The following is a 21,056-nucleotide window of genomic DNA, read 5'->3' on the forward strand; positions in this document are numbered from 1 at the left end:
CAAAAAGTGGCATTTGAATAAATTGCATAAACTTAAATCATAAAATTTAAAGTGAGGATTATAGTCCGTGGATATATAGTCCTCAATTGGTGATAGTTCTGTTTTTTGAACAGTTGATTAATCAAATGTCAGAACTCACAGTTTTTTTTGGTTTGAAAGTTCGAGAACAAAGAAAACTAAAGAAAATTTCGCAAGAAAAATTGGCGTTGCTCTGTAATATTGATAGGAGCTACATGGGACGGATTGAGCGTGGTGAAGTAAATATTACACTTGAAAAAATATATGAGATTGCAAAAGCACTAGAGATAGATCCCAAGAAATTGTTACCATAGTGAAATAACTAATATTTAAAAATTAGAGGGATAATCAATGCATGGCGATCAAAGCTTTCTGAAATATCAAAATAAAATTCGTGGAATTATTTCTCAGAGAAAAAATCAGAAAGTCTTTGATGGAAAATCTTTAGATAAATCCAATGACGCACTGAAAAGAGGTATCAGTGAAATCTTCCTGTTAGCGAGAGCCGAATTAGATGAAAAAGATTTTGGTCGCTTTATAGAATGGACAAATGAGCAAGTTCATAGTCAAGTTAAAGATGCAGAACTTTATAAAAAGAAGTCTTATATCGATGTAGCTGGCCTTTTTAAGAAAATTCCGGCAGTCATTTTAGAAAAAGAAATAGCTTGGATAATCGAAAGAATTAATGCGGAAAGTCAAAAAATTAATGAATTTTATGACTTTATGATTGATCTCGAAAAGACAGTTTATTTGAGTAATTACAAAGAAGCTATAGATGATTTAAATCTATTTGAGCAAAAAAATGGAGCATCAATTTGGTCTATACAATTAATGATAGGTCTAGAACAAGTTGCAAATGGCTTAATAGAGCAGAAAAAATATACTAATTCGTTGAGGAAAATTTTTAAGACTGGTTTATTATCATATTTGACATTTTTTATAAGTGGACGTAATGAGGGAAAAACTAATTTTTTAAAATTTATAGAAGACGTTGAGAAATCAGTTAGTGCTCATAGAGGCTTCAAAAAGAATGAAGCACTATTAACATATTTAACTTACAAAATTTCAGGTGTTTATCCTGAAATAGAGAAAATTGACCATATATTAAGAATAGAACAAGCGCATTCAATATATGATATTTATGATACTTTTTTGAATATAGTGCAATTCTTAATTTATCAAAATAGAGAAGATATACTATTAAGACATAAATATTCATTAAAAAAGCTATCTTCACTAAGAGATTATAGAATTGAAAAAATCCTTAAACACTTAAATATTAATGAAATAAATGAATGTCAAAAAAGAGATTATCAAGTTTTTGATGAGTGTTCTAATGAAATTTTTTATAATGATAGATGTATCCGACCTGAAGGGGTAGATATATGGGGTTTCTTTCATAAAGGTTATAATAAATATAATACAGAATTTTATGACAGCGAAAACTTATTTAAACAATCTTATGAATCATTATTATCATTTACAAAATTCAGTAGTGAATCAGCTAAAAATATTAATCAATTAAATAAGCATGTATTGAATTTTAATATATTTCCATCAGTTAAGGCATTATCATATATGCTGAACCCAATTAGTGGCTTAAATGATATTGTATTAAGTTACTGGAATATTGGATTGAATAGTCCAACTTTTGGTTATGAGGATCTAAAATTAGACAATAAATTAGAGTTGTTAGATAAGTATAAGTTTGGAAATATATGTAAGGCAATTGTATATATAAAAAATAAACAATATAGGTTAGCTTATCATAAGCTTATATATCTTCTTGATGGTGATAGTGAATTCTTTAGTAACTATGCAAAGCATGCATTAATAAAAATGTATAATGATGAGAAAGATATTGTAGGTCTACTTAATATACTTAATAATATAGATATACTTTTCCTGAAAAACTTTAATTCAATAACTTTTAATAAAATTATTGCGGGAATAACTTATTTAGATCTCAAGAATATTGAGAATCCTTTAGATAGATCAAATATAACATATATATGCCATTTGAATAATGAAGATAGTAATTTATTGGCTAGTTTAAGGTTGAGTATAAAAGATGTATGTAATTATTATGGAATAAATAAACCATCAGAAATTGATATAGAAATGTTCACCGATAAAATGAATAATTTTTTATCAGAAATTTGCATACCAAATAATTTAGATATGTGTCGTTTAAGATCCCTAAGAGGAAGTAAGCTAGTAGTTGAAGAGCGTATTAATATTTGTCAAAAATTAAGATCGATAGATAAGAGAAATTCTGATAAATATGAGAATGAATTATCAAGACTAAATTATTTTTCAACTCTAGAAGAAGGTAGGAAAGTATTAAGTTCTTCTCGTATATATGTGGATATTGAATGCTTTAAAAAATGGGCTATGCATGAAATATCAGATGAAATTAGCCGATATAAAGACCTTGCTATAATAAAGCCAGATGATGAAGTTCAATATCATGAATTGATACAAGGACTTTATTCGGGTGATAGTTATTTGAACTCATTTGTACCTGAAAGTGATGCTGATTTACTTCTATTAAATATCTTAAGAAGATGTGAACAAGCCTTTCTATTTAATTCAAATTGGGGCTTGGATTATTACTTAAGTAAACGTATTAGACATCAATCATTTGTTGGCAGACTTAGAAATGAATTAGAACAAAGCCAACTAATTACCACAAAGTTTTCTGAAGATGGGAATTATCAGGATAATGAACAGTGGATTAATTACCTATGTGAAAATTTACCTGAAATTAGAGATGATTTACAAAAAATATTCAAAAACTTCTCAGCAGCATTTGATAAGAAGTTATTGGATTTAAAAGATCATAGGCTACATATTAAAACTAATGAGAAGCCAGATGGGATGCTGTATCTGAATATTCCTACTAACTATATTCCAATTTTAAGATATGTTTTAGACCAAAATGATTTTGATAGTATTTTTACTTCTATTGTTGACGTTCTGTGGGCTGGTCTAAATTTGTCCCTAAAAAATACGAAAACCTATATTACTACAGATCTTAGTAATCAAATTAGTACATTATTTGATAGCTTAAAACTAAAGATTAAAAATAAGATAGAGAAAAATACCCCGGAAATAAATGATAAATATTTAAAACTAGACCAGACAATCACTAATTGTAATGCATCAATTCAGGCTGTATTAATTGAAATTGGTAATTGGTTTACCCGAACTGATTTAGAAGCGCATACAAAATATATTTTACCAAAAGAAATGGTTGATTTAGCAATAAGTACAGCTTCTAAGTCACTTAAAAATCATAATATTAAAATACAAAGTAATGTAGAGGTAATAGATAATTCAATTAATGAATTCAGATTAAGCTTATCAAATTTACCAGTCTTTAATGATATATTCTTTATTTTATTAGATAATGTTCAGGAACATTCATATCTTCATGAGCCAGAAGTTGTAAGTAATGTTATATTTGATTGTGTTAATAATATTCTAACAATCGACTTCTTAAATGAATGTCATTATAAATCTAAGCTGAGAAACAGTGAGACGGTGGAAAGAATTAGACAAGAAATTAAATCAAAAAATAATTTAAGAAGTAGACAAGAAGGTAATAGTGGTCTTATCAAGTTAGCAGCTTCATCTAATGATGATAATGTTTATAAAATTGATTTTGGTTATGAAGGTGAAAAACATTTTAGAGTTAAACTAGTTTATCCTTTAATTCATGCGGGTACTGTTTATCCTGAAAAGGAAGCTGACTAGATGAATATTTTACTAGTAGAAGATGAATATCCTAAACGCCAGAACATTCAAAAATTTTTAGAAAATTTACCTAAAGATATTAATATAAGATTTGCCCAATCTGTAAATTCTGCTTTAGATGAATTAGAAGATGAAATTCCAGATCTAATGATTTTGGATATGTCTTTACCTACTTTTGATATTACTGATGAGGATAGTGGAGGAAGACCTCAAGGATTTGGTGGGGAAGAGGTTCTAAGAGTACTTTTAATACAGAATATTATTTGTAGAACTATAGTTATTACTGGTTATGAATCATTTTTAAAAGATGATGGAATGTCTTTGAATATAGATAAATTAAGATCTACTCTTAAATCAGAGTTTAATGAATATATTATAGATGTTATACACTATAATTCTACAAATGACTCTTGGAAAACCCATTTAAAAAAATATTTTGAATAAATTAATATATGAAAGTTTTAATTATTGATGATTCACCACGACGTTATAGTAAATTAGTAGGTGAAGTAAAAAAAATTGATGGTCTTTCAGTTAAGGATATTGAAGTAGTATCTAGTATTGAAGATGCCGAAGAAAAAGTAGATAGTTTACTATATGATTTAGTGGTTTTAGATATATTAATTCCATATTCAAATGTAGATGAAGAAGATAAGCAAAATAGTATTGAGTTCTTAGAGTATTTACATTCTAGCTGTAGAAATAAACCTAAAAGAATTATTGGAATAAGTAGTGATAAACAATTACTTGATGAAGTAAGTCATATCTTTTCTAGCAAGTCTTGGACAGTTATTGAATATAGTGATGTAAGTGACGAATGGCTCCATAAAATACTTGCTTGTATAAATTATGCACTAGGTAATAATGATCTAGAAAATTCTAATAAGAATATAGATTTATTAGTTGTTTGTGCCTTGCTATCTCCTGAATTAAATGCAGTTTTGAATTTACCTTGGAATTGGAGTGAAGCCATACTTATAGATGAAAATATATTCATATATTTCGGAAGTTTTGAGGTTCAAAATAAGACGATTAATGTTGCAGCTGCATATACTCTTAGACCAGGAATGGTTGCTATAGCTATTTTATGTACTAGACTTTTAAAAATATTAACACCTAAAATCGTTACGATGACTGGTATATGTGCGGGTAATAAAGACGAAGTAACGTTAGGTGATGTTATCTTAGCTGAATGTACTTGGGATTATCAGAGTGGAAAACTAGTTAAAGAGAACAATGAAATTAGATTTAAAATTTCTCCTCATCATTTAATGATTAAAGATAATGTTAAAAATTTTTTTATTCAATTATCTAGAGATAATGATCTTTTTGAGTCATTACAGTCAAATATAGAAGGAACGATCATAGTACCATCTTTGAAAATAGGGTCTTTAGTATCTGGAGCTTCTGTAATTGCAGATGATTCAACATTATTTAAAATTAAGGATCAACAAGATCGTAAAGTTTTAGGTATTGAAATGGAGATTTATGCTTTGTATGCAGCTTGTTTTAGTTCGGCGGTCGAACCCTTATACTTTGCACTAAAAGGCGTTTGCGATTATGGGGATTCAGAAAAAAATGACCTTTATCAAAAGCTAGCTGCAAAAAATAGCGCTCAAATACTTCAATGTTTTGCAGAAAAATATATTAATGTTCTTTTATGAGTATCTGAAGGTAATATGGAAAATAAAATTAGTTCCGAACAATTGATGGAACATGCATGGAAATATTTTGAAATTCATTCCAATCAAAGAATTACCTTGTTCAATTATTTTCTTTTTATTATGACGGGACTAGGGGCTGCAATCGGTATAACTTTGCAGGCATCCTCGAAGTTTGCCTATGTAGGAATATTTTTAAGCTTTTTTGTTTCGTTAGTCTCCTTTGTTTTTTGGAAATTAGACCAAAGAACTTCATTCTTGATCAAGGAATCTGAAAAAACCCTAATTTTACTAGAACGTAATTCAGCGGTTGATTTTGGGATATTTAGTAAGGAAGAAGCCAATCTGGATAAGCACAATAAAGACAAGTTCTATATCTTCAAAACATTCACGTATGGAAAAATATTTAGGCTAGTTTTTTTTACAACTGGGCTAGTAGGTGTATTAGGCATGGTTATTTTTATCTTAAAAATATTTGCTTGTATAAGCTTAAAGTAGCTAAAAATTAACAATATATATTTAAATTATTGATTTATACTTTAGATATATCTTTTTGGGGATTATAACCATTTTGAGAAAATCTAAAGATATGATTTTTTAAAGTTTAAAATTTATTTTTTAATATCAATTGGTTGGAAGGAAAGTTTACAGATAGTAGAAATAATTCTGTAAACTTTTTTATAGTAACATATTTAACACTTAGATTTTCTGTAAATTTTAATACTGTATGAGAGTAAATAGATACTCTCATATAATCTTAAAATTATGATCCTGCGACTACTTTGAATTTTTCTATATTTGATGGTGTAAAGGTTAGCTTTCTTTTTGATACTTCGTAACCATGATTAAAAAGCTTATCAAACTCTTCATAAGTTAGTCGTCTAAGAGTAGTAGGAAACTTTGATGCAAACACTGAGGAACTACAAATATCACCATCATTTATCTTATCAAAAATAGAGATCAAATTACCTCTATCTATATCTTCTTGAATATAGTTTACGAAAGTACGGATACGTAATGCTCTTGACTGATCATAGATTATGTCTGTGATTCGTTTTAATCGCCAAGGATTTAGTTTAGATAAGGAAAAACCTTTTTCTAGTGGTGTACTTGCATCAGATAATATTAACTGAGTATTACTTGGCAGGGATTCTTTTAAACTACCTCTACCTGCATTAAAAAAAGGTTCAAGCCCAAGATTGTCATATACACCTCCATCGTAAACATGAAACCTTGAATATAAAGGAGTAATTATTGACTGATTTCCCTCTGGATCGTTCCATGCTTTTCTCTTTTTCCACTCATATGATTCAGCTTGAATAACTAGAGGACCAATTCCACCAGGAAAACCTGCGGATACTGCTAAGGCGTTGGCTAATGGAAAATTTTTAGAGGATGCATATCCTAATAGATAATCTCCAAAGTTTTTCTGCTTAAATCTAAATCTTTTACCTGTCTCGGCTGTTGTTCCGTTTATTGACCATTCAGGAAAAACAGGAAGATCTACAAGTTTATCATCTATTCCCCATTCATCCCTTAAAGCGAATGCTAATAAATTTGCTCTTGATAATAAGAAATACCAATTTTTAGGCTTTAAGAGTTGTCTTACCATTCCTCCCATTAAACTTTTAGTACATAATTTTTTCCGCAAAGAGGGAAGCAGGAATTCATTATATTGAGAGGAAGTCGGCCATTGCATTTGATTTTCTCTTAACAATAAGCCGATTATTAAACTTCCCCCCGATACAGTAGAGATATGAGTAATTTCCTCTAACTTATTTTGTTCTGATAAATATTTTAGTACCCCTAAATGGAATACCATAGCTCTAATTCCACCGCCTGAGAGAGCTAAAGCAATATTTTTTGCGTCAGTCATAAGCTTCTTTCCCCTTTAAAAACTTGGAAATCATCATCTCCTACGATGAGTGATATAGCAGGCAAGCCATCTTCTGCCATTCCTTGTGCAAGATGTGTCAGTTGAACAATGTCGTCTCTACTCATAGATGTTGAATGACCCGGAGGATGACTATGCCATTCACCGATATATCCAACCATGCCCATTGTTCTATCTGAAGCCTCTTGTATTTTTTCAGCTAATCCAAGTGTTCCACGTTCAAACGATGTCGGTGTGGATTTACTATCTGGAGGCGCTGGCAAAGCTGTTACAATTACGACTGCTTTAATATTGAAATCATAATAGCCAAGTAATACACCTCCCGTTTCATTGGGAAGACATTGTTTTCGCATCTGAAAAAGAAGATCTAAAACACCGTTATCAATAAATAAGGTAATGTCATCTAGAGAGAAAAAGCTCTCTAAGTGAACCGGAAAATTATATGCATAAGTAGCACCGGTTTCTGGTTCACGTTGCCATATCTTAATAAAAGCTTCAGGAAGTAAAGCTAGGTTTTGGATTTGTTCAGCTACCGTGCAAGCTTGCCCCATAATCTTAGAGTAAGGTAATACAACAGAAATATCACGACATCCAGCACCACTCCAAAAAGTCCCAATAGTATTGGTTAAATGAATATTACCTAAGTCATTTTGGAGAAGAGATCTATAGTACTGTGCTTCAAGAGTCCGAAGTCTAATTTTTCTTTCTGCATCTTCTACTAGTAATACGACACCATTACCGTCAGGAGTTATAAAAACAGAAATATGACGTGCTAGTGAATTATCATTGCTTGCAGCACGCGGATATTCAAGAGTGGTTGATGCATCTATTACGATTGATGCAGTTCTTAAGATTGGAGAAGATGAATCTTTTATCAGATCTGTAGCATCAGCAATCAAACTGGTAATAATTGAGGCATCATCAACAGCTAATGAATGGAGTTGAGCTACGACCTTAGCTTTAGGCTCTCCTACATGATAACGATGAGCTACATGTCTAGAGAGGTTATGCGGTTTAATATAATCTTTATCTACTATCGTCCATTTACCCCAACCACTTCTTCCCCATAAATTGATAAGAGTACTACCAAGTGAACCAGCTCCAACTAGAACTCCTGTAGGTCCTTCTTCATTAATACTTGATTGTTCACGAGCAGCTTGGAGAGTATTTATTTTCAGTACATCTACTGCTTCTAGAGGGTAATCTTGCCATTTTGTATCAATAATTTTTTGATCTGCAAAAATTGGAGTATCTCGATAATATACATTCTCATGTTTCATTAGGATGTTGAGTTCAACACCTAAATCGAATAAGTCAGTTTTTGTCAAAAAAGCACGATAAATAATCTGTTCTGGTTCATTATCAATAGATCTAGATAAAGGAATTTGTAATAAGATGAGTGTCCCTTCATGATTTGAAAGAACAGAAGCCCCTTTTTCATCAATCAATTCATGTAATACTGATCTTAATTCATCAATAAGATTGATATTTCGATTTGATAAAAGATCGAATAATTCACCAAAGTTAATCGGATCACTTTCGACTGCTCCATGAATAATTGGAGGTAGCTCTAATTGAATGAGTTTTAATCTTATATCATTAGCACTTTGATTTTGATCCACAAGCAAATGGCAGGAAAACCCTTCATTTTCCCGCTGGGAACCACGCCTGATTATAAAGCTTGAATGATTTTTTCTTAACTCTTCAAAGTTCCAGGGAAGAATAAGTTCATATTTACTCTGAAAAAATAAATGTTCAACGGGTTGATCTGCTGGATGTAGTTCATTTTTGGAACTTTTCTCAAGCCACCACTGAATTCTTCTAAGAAAATTTTGAGGGGTCCAAGTTCTTAAGACTGAAATTGTTGGTTCAAAATATAAGCATAAACTTGCAGGTTGACCTTTCCTTCTCTGATTCTGGTGCATTAAAGTAGGAAAATCTTTTCGTAAGGCAAATACTTGAACCAACTGTTCTAGATCTGTAGGTACGAAAAGGGCAAGGTGCTCACGATATTGTAGGCCAACGGTATTCTTAGAAGGAATACCATCACATTCGACCTCAACAATAATGCATTCTGCTTTGAGTTCACCACTAGCGGGGAACTTCATTAATTTAATAAAGCTATAATCGTTATTTTGAGCAATAGCTTCTAACAACGCTTTTGTTCGAGATATTGATAAATCGGTCAGATTTGGAATATCTGCACAAAGATCTAACTTATAGTACTCTTGTGTCATTGCAACCAGCTCTAGGAGGTACTGAAGTAATAAGAGATGGTGCTCCTATATTTGTTGTACGTATAAATGAGATGCCGCCAGAAGTAATTTCAAAAGTTAAAGGTTCTGGTTTCTGCTCATTAGGTTCTTGCATAGTTACAAGAAATTTACGTCCTTTAATTTGTTTAAGGTACTTGTTATAAGTGTTATATGCTTGAATATGAGGGGGTTGTACCTGTCCATAACTATCTCTGTCATCTTTTACAGGGTGACTTGAACTAACCAAATAAGCGTCAGCTTTTCCCATTTCCAATAGATCTTGAACCAATGGCTTTGGTTCAGTTTCATCAATTCCTTTATCTTGAGCATTAAGTGCTTTATAACTGCAATGATGAGGAATATTAAATAAATCCCATGCTAAGCGGTTTTCATTTTGATGATACGTAGTAATACTAACAATATCCTCTAGATCACATGAATCTGCATCACCTACCGCTAAATAGTCATAAGTATTATTGTCTGCATTAAAGCGAATATTAAAGATTAAAGAAGCTTGATTTCGAACTATATCCCCACCAGCACAGTGTTTTATAAATGGTGAGTGACAAAAAAACTCGATCCCGTCTTGGAATAAAGAAAAAGTTGGAACTAATGTTCCTGCATCAACAAAAAGATGATCGCGTGCATTTGAGCTCTCTCCGCGTTCTTTTAATTTTTGTGATAACCAGTCAGTTAACTCAGGTGGTTTAGAAAAAACACGTATGCCTTTACCTTCAAGTAAACGATGTCTTGCTTCTTGACGTAATATGACAAATTCGTCTGATCGGTGATCATTATCAGTTTTCTCTAATAACATAGCCGCAGGCACCCAAAGCTCAGAGATTTTAATACGCCCATTCCCTTGATATTTAGTAGCAAATTCAAGTTCAAAAAAATCAGTAGATCCGCAAATGTGATCATCGTCAGCATGTGTGAACGCGACTACATCGAAATAGTCTCTATCAGCATCGTCTAATTCCTTTTTTAATCTAGATTTTAGATCAATTACAGGTTCTGAAGTATTTTCTCCTTTTATTTGATGTCGGTAATCCATCAGAATTCTTTGACCATTATCCAGAATAATTTGGCTGGTATCCCCATTCCCGACAGGGTAAAAAACAACCTTATGTTTTGTTTGCATTTTCAAGTGAATCCATTAAGTAAAATTATTTTACTGAGATATAAGGTTAAATTTTCTACATTCAAGGGGGCTGAAAAAAATTAATATAAATAGTTATTTAATTTTTTAAGGATGAATTAAATAACAAAAAGAAATAAGAATAAATCACAAAATACGTTACATATGTGAATTAAGATATTGTAATTAAATAAAATATAAAATTTAGATATGTATAACCGTTTTGAGTGGCAGATTGACTGAATCAAAACCCTTTGCTTTTGCAAAGGGTTTTTTGTTTGCGGAGTTGAACGATGCCTTATTTTTTAGTTTTCTTTGAAACCCATATGGTATTTGCGCACGGAACACAGTTTCATGCAGTGTGTTTTTCATGTTAATACTCACCAAATAATCTGTGCCTGCTGTTCATTGACTATCCTGTTTTTCCAGCCGTGCAAATGCGGTCAAATCAGTTATAGCCAGATTATGCGCAGCTGCAGCATCAGGAGCAATTGGCACATTCGGCATGGCATTCGATGATTTAAATCTGAGCTATTTTCAAATAGGCGGTTTAGATTGAATAAAGCAGGATGATAGAAATCATAAATCGAAATATTCGATCATTTTTATAAAAAAGAACAGTTTTACCTATTTAAATGTTTTTTGTATTCTAGTTTCAACAGATAAGCAATCCCTGAAATAGTGAAGAGGAATACACAATGAGTTTGATTAATACTGAAGTAAAACCATTTAATGCAACGGCTTACCAAAATGGTGAGTTCATTGAAATTTCTGAGCAAAATCTAAAAGGCAAATGGTCAGTCGTATTCTTCTATCCTGCTGACTTTACATTTGTCTGTCCAACAGAGCTAGGCGATCTTGCTGATCACTATGCTGAATTCAAAAAAATGGGTGTAGAAATTTATTCAGTATCTACAGATACGCATTTTACGCATAAAGCATGGCACGACTCTTCTGAAGAAATTAAGAAAATTGAATATCCAATGGTTGGCGACCCAACGTGGACACTGGCAAAAAACTTTGATGTGCTGATTGAATCAGAGGGTTTGGCTGACCGCGGTACTTTCGTGATTGACCCTGAAGGCAAAATCCAAATCGTTGAAATCAACGCTGGCGGTATTGGACGTGATGCTTCGGAATTGATGCGTAAAGTGAAAGCAGCGCAATATGTCTATGCTCATCCTGGTGAAGTTTGTCCAGCAAAATGGAAAGAAGGTGAGGCGACACTTGCACCATCTATCGATCTTGTTGGCAAAATCTAAGTCAGAACCGTATTTTTCATTCTTGCATGCTGTACAAAAAAATCAGACCCCGTGTCTGATTTTTTTGCTTGAGGAATGTTTTGAATCAAAATCAGCATTGAACAGGGCAGTTTAAAATGATGGTTGCAAATTAATCTATTTGGATTAATATAAATTTAATCCATATGGATTAATGATTCAAAACAGGGACGTTTTGAATGAAAGGAGCAATTTGTTTGTAAGGTTTTACAATGCGACTGACATGGAAAAATTAAAAATACATTTAAATTAAACATAGTGCTGACCGCTCTTTTAAGTACCGCAGGTTTAACCGCATGCGGCGGCGGCAGTGATGACTCTACAGTAACCGTTCAGCCTGAACCGCCATCAGCACTGACTGACTGTATGTGGCAAAACTCATTCAGCAGTAAATCAGGGACTGGTGAAGATCCTCTGAATATTGCTTTCCCTGATTCGAATGTGAATTACTGGTCTTCGGAGTTTGCTGTACCAGAGGGCGCTAAAGTCACGATTGATGGTGATTATCCGTATTCACGTCATTTTTCACTGGTCAGTTATACCGCTGAAGGGCTTCGAGTCAATTCCTTACTGGATGCCGCTATTGCACCCAATAAAGGTTCTGTGAATCCATTTGTTCCAGGCAATAGCCGGCTCGATAAAAATCGTGCTTATACCAGCTCAGCTGGAACTGGGTGAATTGCCAGAAAGCCCTGCTGCAAATACTTTATACGCTCCGAAAACTGAGGGTAATAAAGTTGCCATGCTTTATCGTGTTTATGTTCCGAATAAAAACATGGATGAAAAGGGGAATGCCAGTTTCCCGCGCTTTAAAGTACAGCTGGCAAATGGCGAGGTAAAAACAGGCAGCGATGCATGTAATGTACTTCAGGTTAAACGGGCACCTATTCAGAAAACCACGACCATTTCCGAAGCAACCTCATTGGCGCTGTTTAACCGGCAGTTGCATGAAGGGTTTCCTGCTCAACAGATCCCGACTTGGTATAAGGCATTCAGCGGTGTAGATAACATCAAATGTATTTATAAATTTGACCCTGTGACTAAAACACCAATTGATCAATGTGAAGGACAGCCTGTTACGCCAAAACTGAATTACTGGGCGACCCCTGACAATGAATATGTGTTTGCCATGACTAGCCGTCGTCTGGGTAAAGTCATGGAACTGCGCGGCAAGCTGCCGCCAGTCCTGAAAACGCTAAATAATGATCCGTTTTTTGAAAAAACAGATGTGCGCTACTGGTCGATCTGCAGTAATGAACTGATCACGACAGCAACCAATTACTGTCTGTATGATGAACAGATTAAAAATGTGGATAAAGATGGCTTTTATACCATTGTGGCTTCACTGCCGGAAGACCGTCCTGCCAATGCAACTGAAGCATGCGGTGTGAACTATCTTCAGCTCAGTCCTCGCGGTTCAGGCTATATGGGGGAAGATGGAAAAGCTGTTGGACATGGCGATTTAGGGATCTTTATCATGCGTAACCTGCTGCCCGATCCTGAGTTTAAACAGGCTGTACAGAATGTAAATGCATGGGGTGAGGAGAAAGCCGTGATGGGGGATTATCTGCCGGATATGAAATACACATCTAAAGAAGACTTTGAAGCCAAAGGCTGTAATTAATTTAGTTTGCTTCCGCATAAACCAGCTCTGAAATATGAGCTGGTTTATTTTTTATCTGGGTGTATTTCTGAAGCATATTTCTTTTTATAATGAACTGCATTGATTCACCTGATTTTTTCTACAATATTGAAAAATGGAACTGAAGATGAATAAGGACAGTCTTTCATAGAAAGCTGAATTTCTGAAAAACAACAAAGATGATGCATAAAAGAATGGACAGCGAATGAGTCAGCAGACTAAAGATAAATTAATTGAAGCCGCAATTATTTTGTTTTCTCAGAACAATATCGAAACACTGCCGGTACAGAAAATCAATGAGACAGCAGGTGTTGCCAATAAATCTGCGCTGTATTATCACTTTCAGTCCAAATGGGGACTGGTTGAAGCTGCGCTGGATTTTGTGATGCATTCTTATGTGGCGGACAGTCTGGAACTGCTGGAGGCCATTGACCCTGAACAGGTTCAGGTATCCGATGTGGTGGATGCCATGATGAAACCGATGGTGAAAATCCTGCAGCAGGATCATGGCATTCTGCATTTGAAATTCTTTTCCAAAACCATCAGCGCAGGGGATGAGGGGCGGGTACTGGTCGCAAAAACTTTAGTTCCCATTTCGGACGCTGCGGTTAAACTTTTGCAGAAAGCTATGCCTGAAGCAGAATCTGATGCCGTTTCCTTAAAAGTTCTGTTTACGTTTAACATTATTTTAAACGTGATCAGTGATATAGGTTTGGAGCATTTCTGGCCGACGGCGGTCAAAGACCCGAAACTGATTGGCAGATATTTAAAAGATTATATTGAAGGCGGTATCCGCTTTAAGGCTGATAAACAGCACCAGTTATAAATTACCGCTGTTAGAGGTGATAGCCTTCATGTTGTTCTTCCATTTCACGCAGTCCTGTAATCAGCGTATCAATCAGCTTTTCCATTACAAGGCGCTGGCCTTTACGTGAAGCATAGACCAATTGAACTGTGCCGACATTGGAACACCATTCTGGCAAGATATGTACTAAACGCCCTTCTGCAATATCTTGCTCAACTGTTAAGTATGGCAGGTCGGCAATACCCAAGCCGTCAATCACAGAGTAGTAAACCCCAGCCAAATCGTTGCTTTTAACCCGCGGATTTAGCGGCACAACAATTTGCTCATTCAGTTCGGTATGGTGCAGTGTCCATTGATAATGCTGTTTCTGTGTGCCTAAAACGATGCTTGGAAATTCGCTCAGTTCTGTGGCATAACGGATCATATGGCCTTGAAGCAGCGCAGGGCTGGCCACAAGGCAGTGTGTAGTTTTAATGACATCACGCACTACAATGCTGGAGTCTTCATTGGGTTGAAAATTGGTTCGAATCGCAAGGTCAATGTCATCATGCAAAACATCGACACGGCGGCTGGTCAGTTCCATTTCCACACTGACCTGCGGATAGCGCTGTAAAAAGCGATTCAGCAAGCTGCGGATTTGGTGATGCATCATAACGGACGGACAGCTGATTTTAATTAAACCTTGCGGCTCACTTTTCTGCTTTAATAAAACGTTGTTGGCGCAGTCGACTTGCTGAATCAGTTTGATGCATTCTTCATACAGCTCTTGGCCTAACGGCGTGACCTTAAAATGACGGGTCGAGCGCTGAATCAGCGTCACATTATATTGCGCCTCTAAGTCTAATATGCGCCGGCTTAATTTAGATTTTGTAATGTTTGAGGCTTCGCTGGCCGCACTGAAACCGCCATGCTTGACGACCAGGTAGAAATAGTAAAAATCATCAAATGAGTGCATAGGGGCTCCATTGGCTCAATACATGCAAAGCAAAAAGCATTGTCGGGATCAATGTGCTTCTATTTAGCATTTCTTTCATGTAGATATTACAAGTATTGAGGGCATAAAAAAAGCGATCCGAAGACCGCTTTTTTGTCACCGAAATGGATTATTTCGCTGTGTTTTTTACATAACTTTGGATTAAATTTTTGTAGTCAGGAATGTGCTGAGCAAATAGAGCGCCTAAACCTTCTACGTCATTACGCCAGTCGCGGTGCAATTCGCATGATGTACCGAACCAAGTCATCAGCTGAGCGCCAGCTTGAGACATGCGGTCCCATGCAGAGTCACGAGTCAAGTGGTTGAATGTGCCAGAAGCATCTGTCACAACAAATACGTCGAAGTCTTCAGCAAGTGCAGAAAGCGTAGGGAACGCAACACATACTTCTGTTACTACGCCAGCGATAATCAATTGCTTTTTGCCAGTTGCTTTTACTGCTTTAACGAAATCTTCGTTGTCCCATGCATTAATTTGACCAGGGCGGGCAATATAAGGCGCATCTGGGAACATTTCTACAAGTTCAGGAACTAGAGGGCCATTGGGGCCATCTTCAAAGCTTGTTGTTAAAATTGTAGGAAGATTGAAGTATTTAGCAGCAGCAGCTAAAGCAAGAACGTTATTTTTGAATTTATCCGGATCGATATCGCGTACAAGAGAAAGCAGACCAGTTTGGTGGTCAACTAGAAGTACAGCAGCATTATCTTTGTCTAAGCGAACGTATGGCTTACCCATTTTCTATTTCCTTTTTTTGTGTTTTCAGCCGTATTGGGGAGGCTTAAAACGTGTTTGGAGACTGATGTTAAGGGTTTTATATTAGTTATATTATTAAGACAATGAAAGCGCAGAATATGGGAAAAATAGTCACATAAATAGGATAGTTGGCTATTTTTAGGAAGTATTAACTAAAATCATATAAATGTTAAAAACAAAAAACTTTAAATTGTCTCATTTGTAAGATTATGAATACTGGCAAGCATCTGTAATCCTTCTCTGCAAAAGAATAAAATAGGCCCATGTTCATCCTATCGTATATAGGAGTTAAAGATGAAAAAAGTTGCAGGTGTTTACCGTAATCAAAACATGCATTGGGTTGGTGATGGTTTTCCAGTGAAAAATTTATTTTCTTATGACCGTTTAGGTCAAGCCATCAGCCCTTTTTTGCTGCTGGACTATGCTGCGCCGTACCAATTTGCGCCAACTGCGGCCCAGCACGGCGTAGGTTCGCATCCGCACCGCGGTTTTGAAACCGTGACTTTGGCTTATCAAGGTGAAGTGACGCATAAAGACTCTAGCGGCGGCGGCGGTACGATCCAGTCTGGTGACGTGCAATGGATGACAGCGGGTTCTGGTGTTGTGCATGAAGAGTTTCATTCACCTGAGTTTGCTCAGGCTGGCGGCCTGTTTGAAATGGTTCAGCTGTGGGTGAATTTGCCGGCAAAAGACAAAATGACAGCGCCGCGCTATCAAGCGCTGACTGCTGCAGACATTCCGCGTATTGAGATGGATGACGGCGCAGGCCATATCCGCGTTATTGCAGGTGAGTTTGGCGGTCATCAAGGTCCAGCGCTGACTTATAGTCCAGTCAATGTGTGGGATGGTGAGCTGAAAGCCGAATATGAAACTTTTGTTCATGTGCCTGCATTGCATAATACAATTGTGGTGGTATTCAGCGGCGAATTAATCATTAATGGCACACAAAAAGTGGTCGACAGCTCAATTGTTATGTTCGCAAAAGACGGCGAAACAGCTATTCAGCTTCAGGCTTATCAGGACACGAAATTCCTTGTGCTGACTGGTGAACCTTTAGATGAGCCCATTCAAGGCTATGGCCCATTTGTGATGAATACGAAAGAAGAAATCATTCAAGCATTTGATGACTTCAACAAAGGCAAATTTGGTGAAATCCCAGTTCAGGCTTGAAGTTGAAACTGAAAATACTGTGATAAAAAAAGCCCCTGAATGTATTCGGGGGCTTCATTTTTGCGCTGCATGTTTCTTTTTTTATCGTTTCTGCGCTGGAATTTATAATTGTAATATGTGATGCAGTTATCATTTTTATGTGCGACGCATCTTAGCGGCTAATACAGCGCATGTAAATTGTGACTTAAGTAAACGGTTAAACCAATCTTCTTTTTTATAAGGATATTTATTAAATTTATTCTAAATAATTTAAGAATTCATGGGTTTATTAAAGCCTGATTTGACTGTAAAGAATTGTTAATGCGCTTTTTGGGGCAGCCGCATGAAAAAGCCGTAATTTGGCAGTTTTTAATAGCCAGTTTTACTGCAGCTTGGGTCATAATTTTATAAAATTTTAAATACGGAATAGAAGATTGGATATTGCAGTCATCGGCAGCGGCATGGCTGGGCTTGCTGCCGCAAGAATTCTGAAAGATGCAGGACATAACATAACAATTTTTGAAGCGCTTCCTGGGCGCGGCATGGATAGTCACAGTACTGAATTTGAAGGCGGCATTATTGATGCGCCGCTGCGTGTAATGAATCCGCATCTATGGAAAAACACCTTAAGTTTGGCTGCGCATTTAGGCATTCAGACTTTTCCTGTGCGTACTTATATGGCTTGCAGCTGGCTGTTTGAAGATAAAACCGAGACATGGCTGACAACCTCACGGACCCGTATTGGAAATATCCCGATCATCAATAACCGTAAAGGCATTCAGCAGTACGGCTGGCGCTTGGTCAAAGGCATGCTGCAGCTGAAAACAGCCATTGCAAAATTCTTTAAATCTAAAGATCAGGATATGACATTAGCGGAGTTTATTAACCGCAATGAAATTGAAGAAGTCTTTTGGCATGGCGCAGTAATGCCAGTGCTGTATACCATTTGCACCTGTAATCCGAAAACAATTGGTGAATGGCCAGCAAAACCGCTATTGGTATTTCTGCGCCAGCTGACAGATGGCGATGCCTTATTGCGCATCCAGGGCGGTACGCCAGCTTTGGTGAATAAGCTGATAGAGGGTGTCTGTATTAAAAGCGGTTCAGCGATTGTTTCTATAAAGGAGCAGGGCGATAAAGTACTGGTTAAAAATACGGAATTAGAAACCCTTGAATTTGACCGTGTGGTTGTTGCGACACCGACCATCAAAATGGCGCAATTTTTGGATGCTGAACAGTTTGCAGAAGATTTGCAGCTGCTGCAGCAGTTCAAGTTTGAGCAGGGTGACTTGGTCATTCATACCGATTCCAGCGTAATGCCGCCAAAACGCAAAGATTGGGCTGTGTTGAGCTATATGATGGATCGCAAATTTACCCGTCAGCAGTTTACGGTTTGGCTGAATTCGATTGAACCAAGTCTTGTCGGTAAGTCTCCAGTATTCCAGACTTGGCGTCCAGTCACGCCTATTGACCCGAAAAAAATCATTTCGACGGTCACGTTGACCCGTGCGGTTGTAGATACGCAAACCGTTGCTTTAAACAAGCAGCTGCAGCAGCGCCATCAGACTGAGGGCCGAAAAGTATTTTTCTGCGGATCGTGGTCATGTGACGGCTTGCCGATTTTAGAATCTGCGGTCACTTCTGCAATGCATATTGCGGAAATTATGGGAGCGCCAGCTTCGTTTGTGGGCTTAAAGCCAAAAGTAGAAGTTGCGCCGCAGCTGGGTTACTAAAGCATGAAATGGATGCAGGCGCTGCGTTCACAGCTGCCGGCGCATAAATATGCCATTAATGCCAAACTGCTGGGCGATGATGCAGCTTTGGCATGGAGCAATTTAGGCGCTTGGACACAGGATGATACTTATCCTGAAGCCTGTCAGGCGCTTGCAGATCATTTGGCTCTAGCGCTGCAGCTGCATAGTGCTGACCATGTGCTGGACTTGGGCTGCGGCCAAGGCGCGAGTGTCTTGCATTGGTTAGAGCGCTATCAGGTGCGCCGTATCAGCGCCTTGGATCTGCAGCCTGCATGTATTGCAAATATCAAAAATGTTTTGCAGTTAAAAACTGCAGCAGATGCAAACGTCCAAAATTTTACTGCGGATTTACACTGCGGCTCATTTTTAAATTTAAACCAGCACTTTCCTGAACCGCGCTTTGATGCGGTCATGTGTATTGATGCGGCCTATCACAGCGCTTTAGATCCCTTTCTGCAATCATCGACTTCTGTTTTAAATTCAAAAGGGCGTTTAGGCTTTCATTATTTAATGCTGTCTGATGATTTTTTGAATTTAAAGCCATGGCAGAAGCTGCGTTATACAGCTTTGCTGAAAGCGGCCGATGTGACTTTAAAAGACTTGCCTACGCAGCCGCAGCTTCATCAGCAGCTGGAGAAGTTTGGATTGCATCAGATCTGTATTGAAAATATCAGCGCTAAAGTTCTTGGCGGCTTTGCTCAGTATGCGCAGCAGCTATGCGCAGCACAGTCTGGCACAGGGATCGCGCAGTTTAAAATCAATGCAACTGGAAAGTTATGCCGTACTTTATTTGCAGAAGGCTTAGTGCATTATGTGCAAGTGAGTGCGCAAAAGGCCGATTGAGATATTTGGGTGCGGGCGCCTGAAGAAATGCATACCCTAGAAACATCAAAGCCTCACTTAAAAAGCGAGGCTAAGAAATGGTGCCGGCACACGGATTCGAACTGTGGACCTACTGATTACAAGTCAGTTGCTCTACCAACTGAGCTATGCCGGCATTGTGGCTTGCATTTTACAGATTTTTTTTAGGGACGCAAGATAAAAAAGAAAAGCTTTTTATTGACTGCTGATTTAATAGCCATAGCCTGAAGTTTCAGGCTATGCGCTGTGATGTAAAAGAGGGCGAAGCGGTTTATTTGGTTCTAAGGATTTTGTCGAGGTCTTGCGCACATTCTTCAAGGGTAAAAGCCATGTCCAATTGCAGCTGAGGTTTTAGCTCGCTGGCAAGCTGCCTCCATTGTTCGATGAGTCTTAGTGCTTTTTGAACTTTATGTTTGTTGACATCTTTAGCGATGGTTGGGGTATAGCCCCCGCGTTTGGCATTTTTGATCTGCTTCGTATAGTTCGCGCTGTTATTCATGTTCTCTCCTGAGAATAGCAGTGTTTCTATTTATGGCTTTGTCTGTTTTTATAGATCAATAGTTCAAGAATGTGCCGATTGTAATGGTCTCCTTATCTACGGTTTATGCTTTCAACATATCACAGCTTGTATTGCATGTTAATGAAGCTAAATGTGTGCCAATTAAATTTTTTCATCTCGATATTTTTATAATTTTTAGTGTTGATCTGTCATTTTAGGCTGCATTACTGCTTTCTAAGCCTGAATGCGTCTAAAAAAATAAACGGATTTGGCTTGAAATCTAAATATATTGTTGGGTGCTGCATGATTTTATGCTGCTGAATAGAATGGATTTTTATGATTGAAACGGGGGCTATAAGCAGAAAATTGAATCATCTGCTGTATTGCGGGGCTAAGATTGGCGCGCTTTGCTGCTCAAAGCTGAAAAGCGGCAGCATTCAAAAAGATCAGGCATAAAAAAATCTCTAAATCCTTCAATTTAGAGATTTTAAAATTCTGGCGGTGAGAGAGGGATTCGAACCCTCGATACGCGCAAACGTATACACACTTTCCAGGCGTGCTCCTTAAGCCACTCGGACACCTCACCTTTTGCGCCG

16 protein-coding genes, 2 tRNA genes and 1 pseudogene are annotated in these 21,056 nt (G+C 36.6%); 11 read left to right on the forward strand and 8 right to left on the reverse strand.

What is annotated here, in order from left to right; all coding sequences use genetic code 11:
- Window positions 1-125: 125 nt before the first annotated feature.
- The 5 genes from D7V32_RS13200 to D7V32_RS13220 are packed head-to-tail and all read left to right on the forward strand — an operon-like array spanning window position 126 to window position 5,936.
- Complete coding sequence (locus tag D7V32_RS13200) at window positions 126-332, forward strand: helix-turn-helix domain-containing protein (protein WP_120403357.1); 207 nt, start codon at window positions 126-128, stop codon at window positions 330-332.
- A gap of 37 nt (window positions 333-369) precedes the next feature.
- Window positions 370-3,777 carry a hypothetical protein gene (locus D7V32_RS13205; RefSeq protein WP_120403316.1) on the forward strand — a complete coding sequence of 1,136 codons (3,408 nt, stop codon included), beginning with the start codon at window positions 370-372 and terminating at the stop codon, window positions 3,775-3,777.
- A complete protein-coding gene (locus D7V32_RS13210; RefSeq protein WP_120403317.1) occupies window positions 3,778-4,221 on the forward strand; it encodes a response regulator in 444 nt (147 codons plus the stop codon).
- Window positions 4,222-4,229: 8 nt separating this feature from the next.
- Window positions 4,230-5,441, forward strand: a complete 1,212-nt coding sequence (locus tag D7V32_RS13215; RefSeq protein WP_120403318.1) for a phosphorylase family protein — start codon at window positions 4,230-4,232, stop codon at window positions 5,439-5,441.
- A 15-nt stretch (window positions 5,442-5,456) separates the two neighbouring features.
- Window positions 5,457-5,936, forward strand: a complete 480-nt coding sequence (locus D7V32_RS13220) for a hypothetical protein (protein WP_120403319.1) — start codon at window positions 5,457-5,459, stop codon at window positions 5,934-5,936.
- Between the two features lie 265 nt (window positions 5,937-6,201).
- Here the strand turns inward: D7V32_RS13220 and D7V32_RS13225 are convergent, their stop codons facing one another.
- From D7V32_RS13225 to D7V32_RS13235, 3 genes are read right to left on the reverse strand one after another with little or no spacing between them, the layout of a single operon-like run.
- Window positions 6,202-7,314: a patatin-like phospholipase family protein gene (locus D7V32_RS13225; protein ID WP_120403320.1), complete on the reverse strand. Its 1,113-nt coding sequence runs from the start codon at window positions 7,312-7,314 to the stop codon at window positions 6,202-6,204.
- A complete protein-coding gene (locus D7V32_RS13230; RefSeq protein WP_120403321.1) occupies window positions 7,311-9,569 on the reverse strand; it encodes a ThiF family adenylyltransferase in 2,259 nt (752 codons plus the stop codon). The genes D7V32_RS13225 and D7V32_RS13230 overlap by 4 nt, the downstream gene beginning before the upstream one ends.
- On the reverse strand, window positions 9,550-10,728 hold the full coding sequence (locus tag D7V32_RS13235) for a hypothetical protein (RefSeq protein WP_120403322.1): 1,179 nt from the start codon (window positions 10,726-10,728) through the stop codon (window positions 9,550-9,552). Before D7V32_RS13235 ends, D7V32_RS13230 begins: the two co-directional genes overlap by 20 nt.
- Before the next feature lie 695 nt (window positions 10,729-11,423).
- On the opposite strand from D7V32_RS13235, the gene ahpC reads away from it, so the two are divergent.
- From ahpC to D7V32_RS13250, 3 genes and pseudogenes are all read left to right on the forward strand, one after another.
- Window positions 11,424-11,987 (forward strand): alkyl hydroperoxide reductase subunit C, encoded by a 564-nt coding sequence (ahpC, locus tag D7V32_RS13240; protein WP_120403323.1) that lies wholly within the window; start codon window positions 11,424-11,426, stop codon window positions 11,985-11,987.
- A 249-nt stretch (window positions 11,988-12,236) separates the two neighbouring features.
- Window positions 12,237-13,629, forward strand: a pseudogene (locus D7V32_RS13245) (hypothetical protein).
- Between the two features lie 223 nt (window positions 13,630-13,852).
- A complete protein-coding gene (locus D7V32_RS13250; RefSeq protein ID WP_120403324.1) occupies window positions 13,853-14,473 on the forward strand; it encodes a TetR/AcrR family transcriptional regulator in 621 nt (206 codons plus the stop codon).
- Window positions 14,474-14,483: 10 nt separating this feature from the next.
- Here the strand turns inward: D7V32_RS13250 and D7V32_RS13255 are convergent, their stop codons facing one another.
- The gene (locus D7V32_RS13255; RefSeq protein ID WP_120403325.1) at window positions 14,484-15,407 is read right to left on the reverse strand and encodes a LysR substrate-binding domain-containing protein; all 924 of its coding nucleotides are present in this window, start codon (window positions 15,405-15,407) and stop codon (window positions 14,484-14,486) included.
- A gap of 148 nt (window positions 15,408-15,555) precedes the next feature.
- Window positions 15,556-16,179, reverse strand: a complete 624-nt coding sequence (gene ycaC / locus D7V32_RS13260; RefSeq protein ID WP_120403326.1) for an isochorismate family cysteine hydrolase YcaC — start codon at window positions 16,177-16,179, stop codon at window positions 15,556-15,558.
- A 312-nt stretch (window positions 16,180-16,491) separates the two neighbouring features.
- Between ycaC and D7V32_RS13265 the strand changes: the two genes are divergently transcribed.
- The 3 genes from D7V32_RS13265 to D7V32_RS13275 all read left to right on the forward strand — a co-directional run bounded on the left by D7V32_RS13265 (window position 16,492) and on the right by D7V32_RS13275 (window position 19,943).
- Window positions 16,492-17,367, forward strand: a complete 876-nt coding sequence (locus D7V32_RS13265; RefSeq protein WP_120403327.1) for a pirin family protein — start codon at window positions 16,492-16,494, stop codon at window positions 17,365-17,367.
- Window positions 17,368-17,780: 413 nt separating this feature from the next.
- Entirely contained in the window at window positions 17,781-19,079 is a 1,299-nt protein-coding gene (locus D7V32_RS13270) for an FAD-dependent oxidoreductase (RefSeq protein ID WP_120403328.1), read from the forward strand.
- A 3-nt stretch (window positions 19,080-19,082) separates the two neighbouring features.
- Window positions 19,083-19,943, forward strand: coding sequence for an SAM-dependent methyltransferase (locus tag D7V32_RS13275; protein WP_120403329.1), 861 nt, complete (start codon window positions 19,083-19,085; stop codon window positions 19,941-19,943).
- A 78-nt stretch (window positions 19,944-20,021) separates the two neighbouring features.
- Here D7V32_RS13275 and D7V32_RS13280 read toward each other — a convergent pair.
- From D7V32_RS13280 to D7V32_RS13290, 3 genes are all read right to left on the reverse strand, one after another.
- A tRNA-Thr gene (locus D7V32_RS13280) sits at window positions 20,022-20,097 on the reverse strand.
- Between the two features lie 135 nt (window positions 20,098-20,232).
- Complete coding sequence (locus D7V32_RS13285) at window positions 20,233-20,460, reverse strand: hypothetical protein (protein ID WP_120403330.1); 228 nt, start codon at window positions 20,458-20,460, stop codon at window positions 20,233-20,235.
- 496 nt (window positions 20,461-20,956) lie between these two features.
- Window positions 20,957-21,046, reverse strand: a tRNA-Ser gene (locus D7V32_RS13290).
- Window positions 21,047-21,056 lie beyond the last annotated feature (10 nt).

Origin of the sequence: Acinetobacter tianfuensis, from assembly GCF_003611465.1 — a bacterium.
GTDB lineage: Bacteria > Pseudomonadota > Gammaproteobacteria > Pseudomonadales > Moraxellaceae > Acinetobacter > Acinetobacter tianfuensis.

Excerpts from the sequence above, each read along its gene's own strand:
- D7V32_RS13265 (WP_120403327.1), top strand. The coding sequence starts at position 16,492 with ATGAAAAAAGTTGCAGGTGTTTACCGTAATCAAAACATGCATTGGGTT.
- D7V32_RS13225 (WP_120403320.1), bottom strand. The coding sequence starts at position 7,314 with ATGACTGACGCAAAAAATATTGCTTTAGCTCTCTCAGGCGGTGGAATT.
- D7V32_RS13230 (WP_120403321.1), bottom strand. The coding sequence starts at position 9,569 with ATGACACAAGAGTACTATAAGTTAGATCTTTGTGCAGATATTCCAAAT.
- D7V32_RS13200 (WP_120403357.1), top strand. The coding sequence starts at position 126 with ATGTCAGAACTCACAGTTTTTTTTGGTTTGAAAGTTCGAGAACAAAGA.
- D7V32_RS13250 (WP_120403324.1), top strand. The coding sequence starts at position 13,853 with ATGAGTCAGCAGACTAAAGATAAATTAATTGAAGCCGCAATTATTTTG.
- D7V32_RS13220 (WP_120403319.1), top strand. The coding sequence starts at position 5,457 with ATGGAAAATAAAATTAGTTCCGAACAATTGATGGAACATGCATGGAAA.
- D7V32_RS13275 (WP_120403329.1), top strand. The coding sequence starts at position 19,083 with ATGAAATGGATGCAGGCGCTGCGTTCACAGCTGCCGGCGCATAAATAT.
- D7V32_RS13255 (WP_120403325.1), bottom strand. The coding sequence starts at position 15,407 with ATGCACTCATTTGATGATTTTTACTATTTCTACCTGGTCGTCAAGCAT.
- D7V32_RS13285 (WP_120403330.1), bottom strand. The coding sequence starts at position 20,460 with ATGAATAACAGCGCGAACTATACGAAGCAGATCAAAAATGCCAAACGC.
- ahpC (WP_120403323.1), top strand. The coding sequence starts at position 11,424 with ATGAGTTTGATTAATACTGAAGTAAAACCATTTAATGCAACGGCTTAC.
- ycaC (WP_120403326.1), bottom strand. The coding sequence starts at position 16,179 with ATGGGTAAGCCATACGTTCGCTTAGACAAAGATAATGCTGCTGTACTT.
- D7V32_RS13215 (WP_120403318.1), top strand. The coding sequence starts at position 4,230 with ATGAAAGTTTTAATTATTGATGATTCACCACGACGTTATAGTAAATTA.
- D7V32_RS13205 (WP_120403316.1), top strand. The coding sequence starts at position 370 with ATGCATGGCGATCAAAGCTTTCTGAAATATCAAAATAAAATTCGTGGA.
- D7V32_RS13210 (WP_120403317.1), top strand. The coding sequence starts at position 3,778 with ATGAATATTTTACTAGTAGAAGATGAATATCCTAAACGCCAGAACATT.
- D7V32_RS13235 (WP_120403322.1), bottom strand. The coding sequence starts at position 10,728 with ATGCAAACAAAACATAAGGTTGTTTTTTACCCTGTCGGGAATGGGGAT.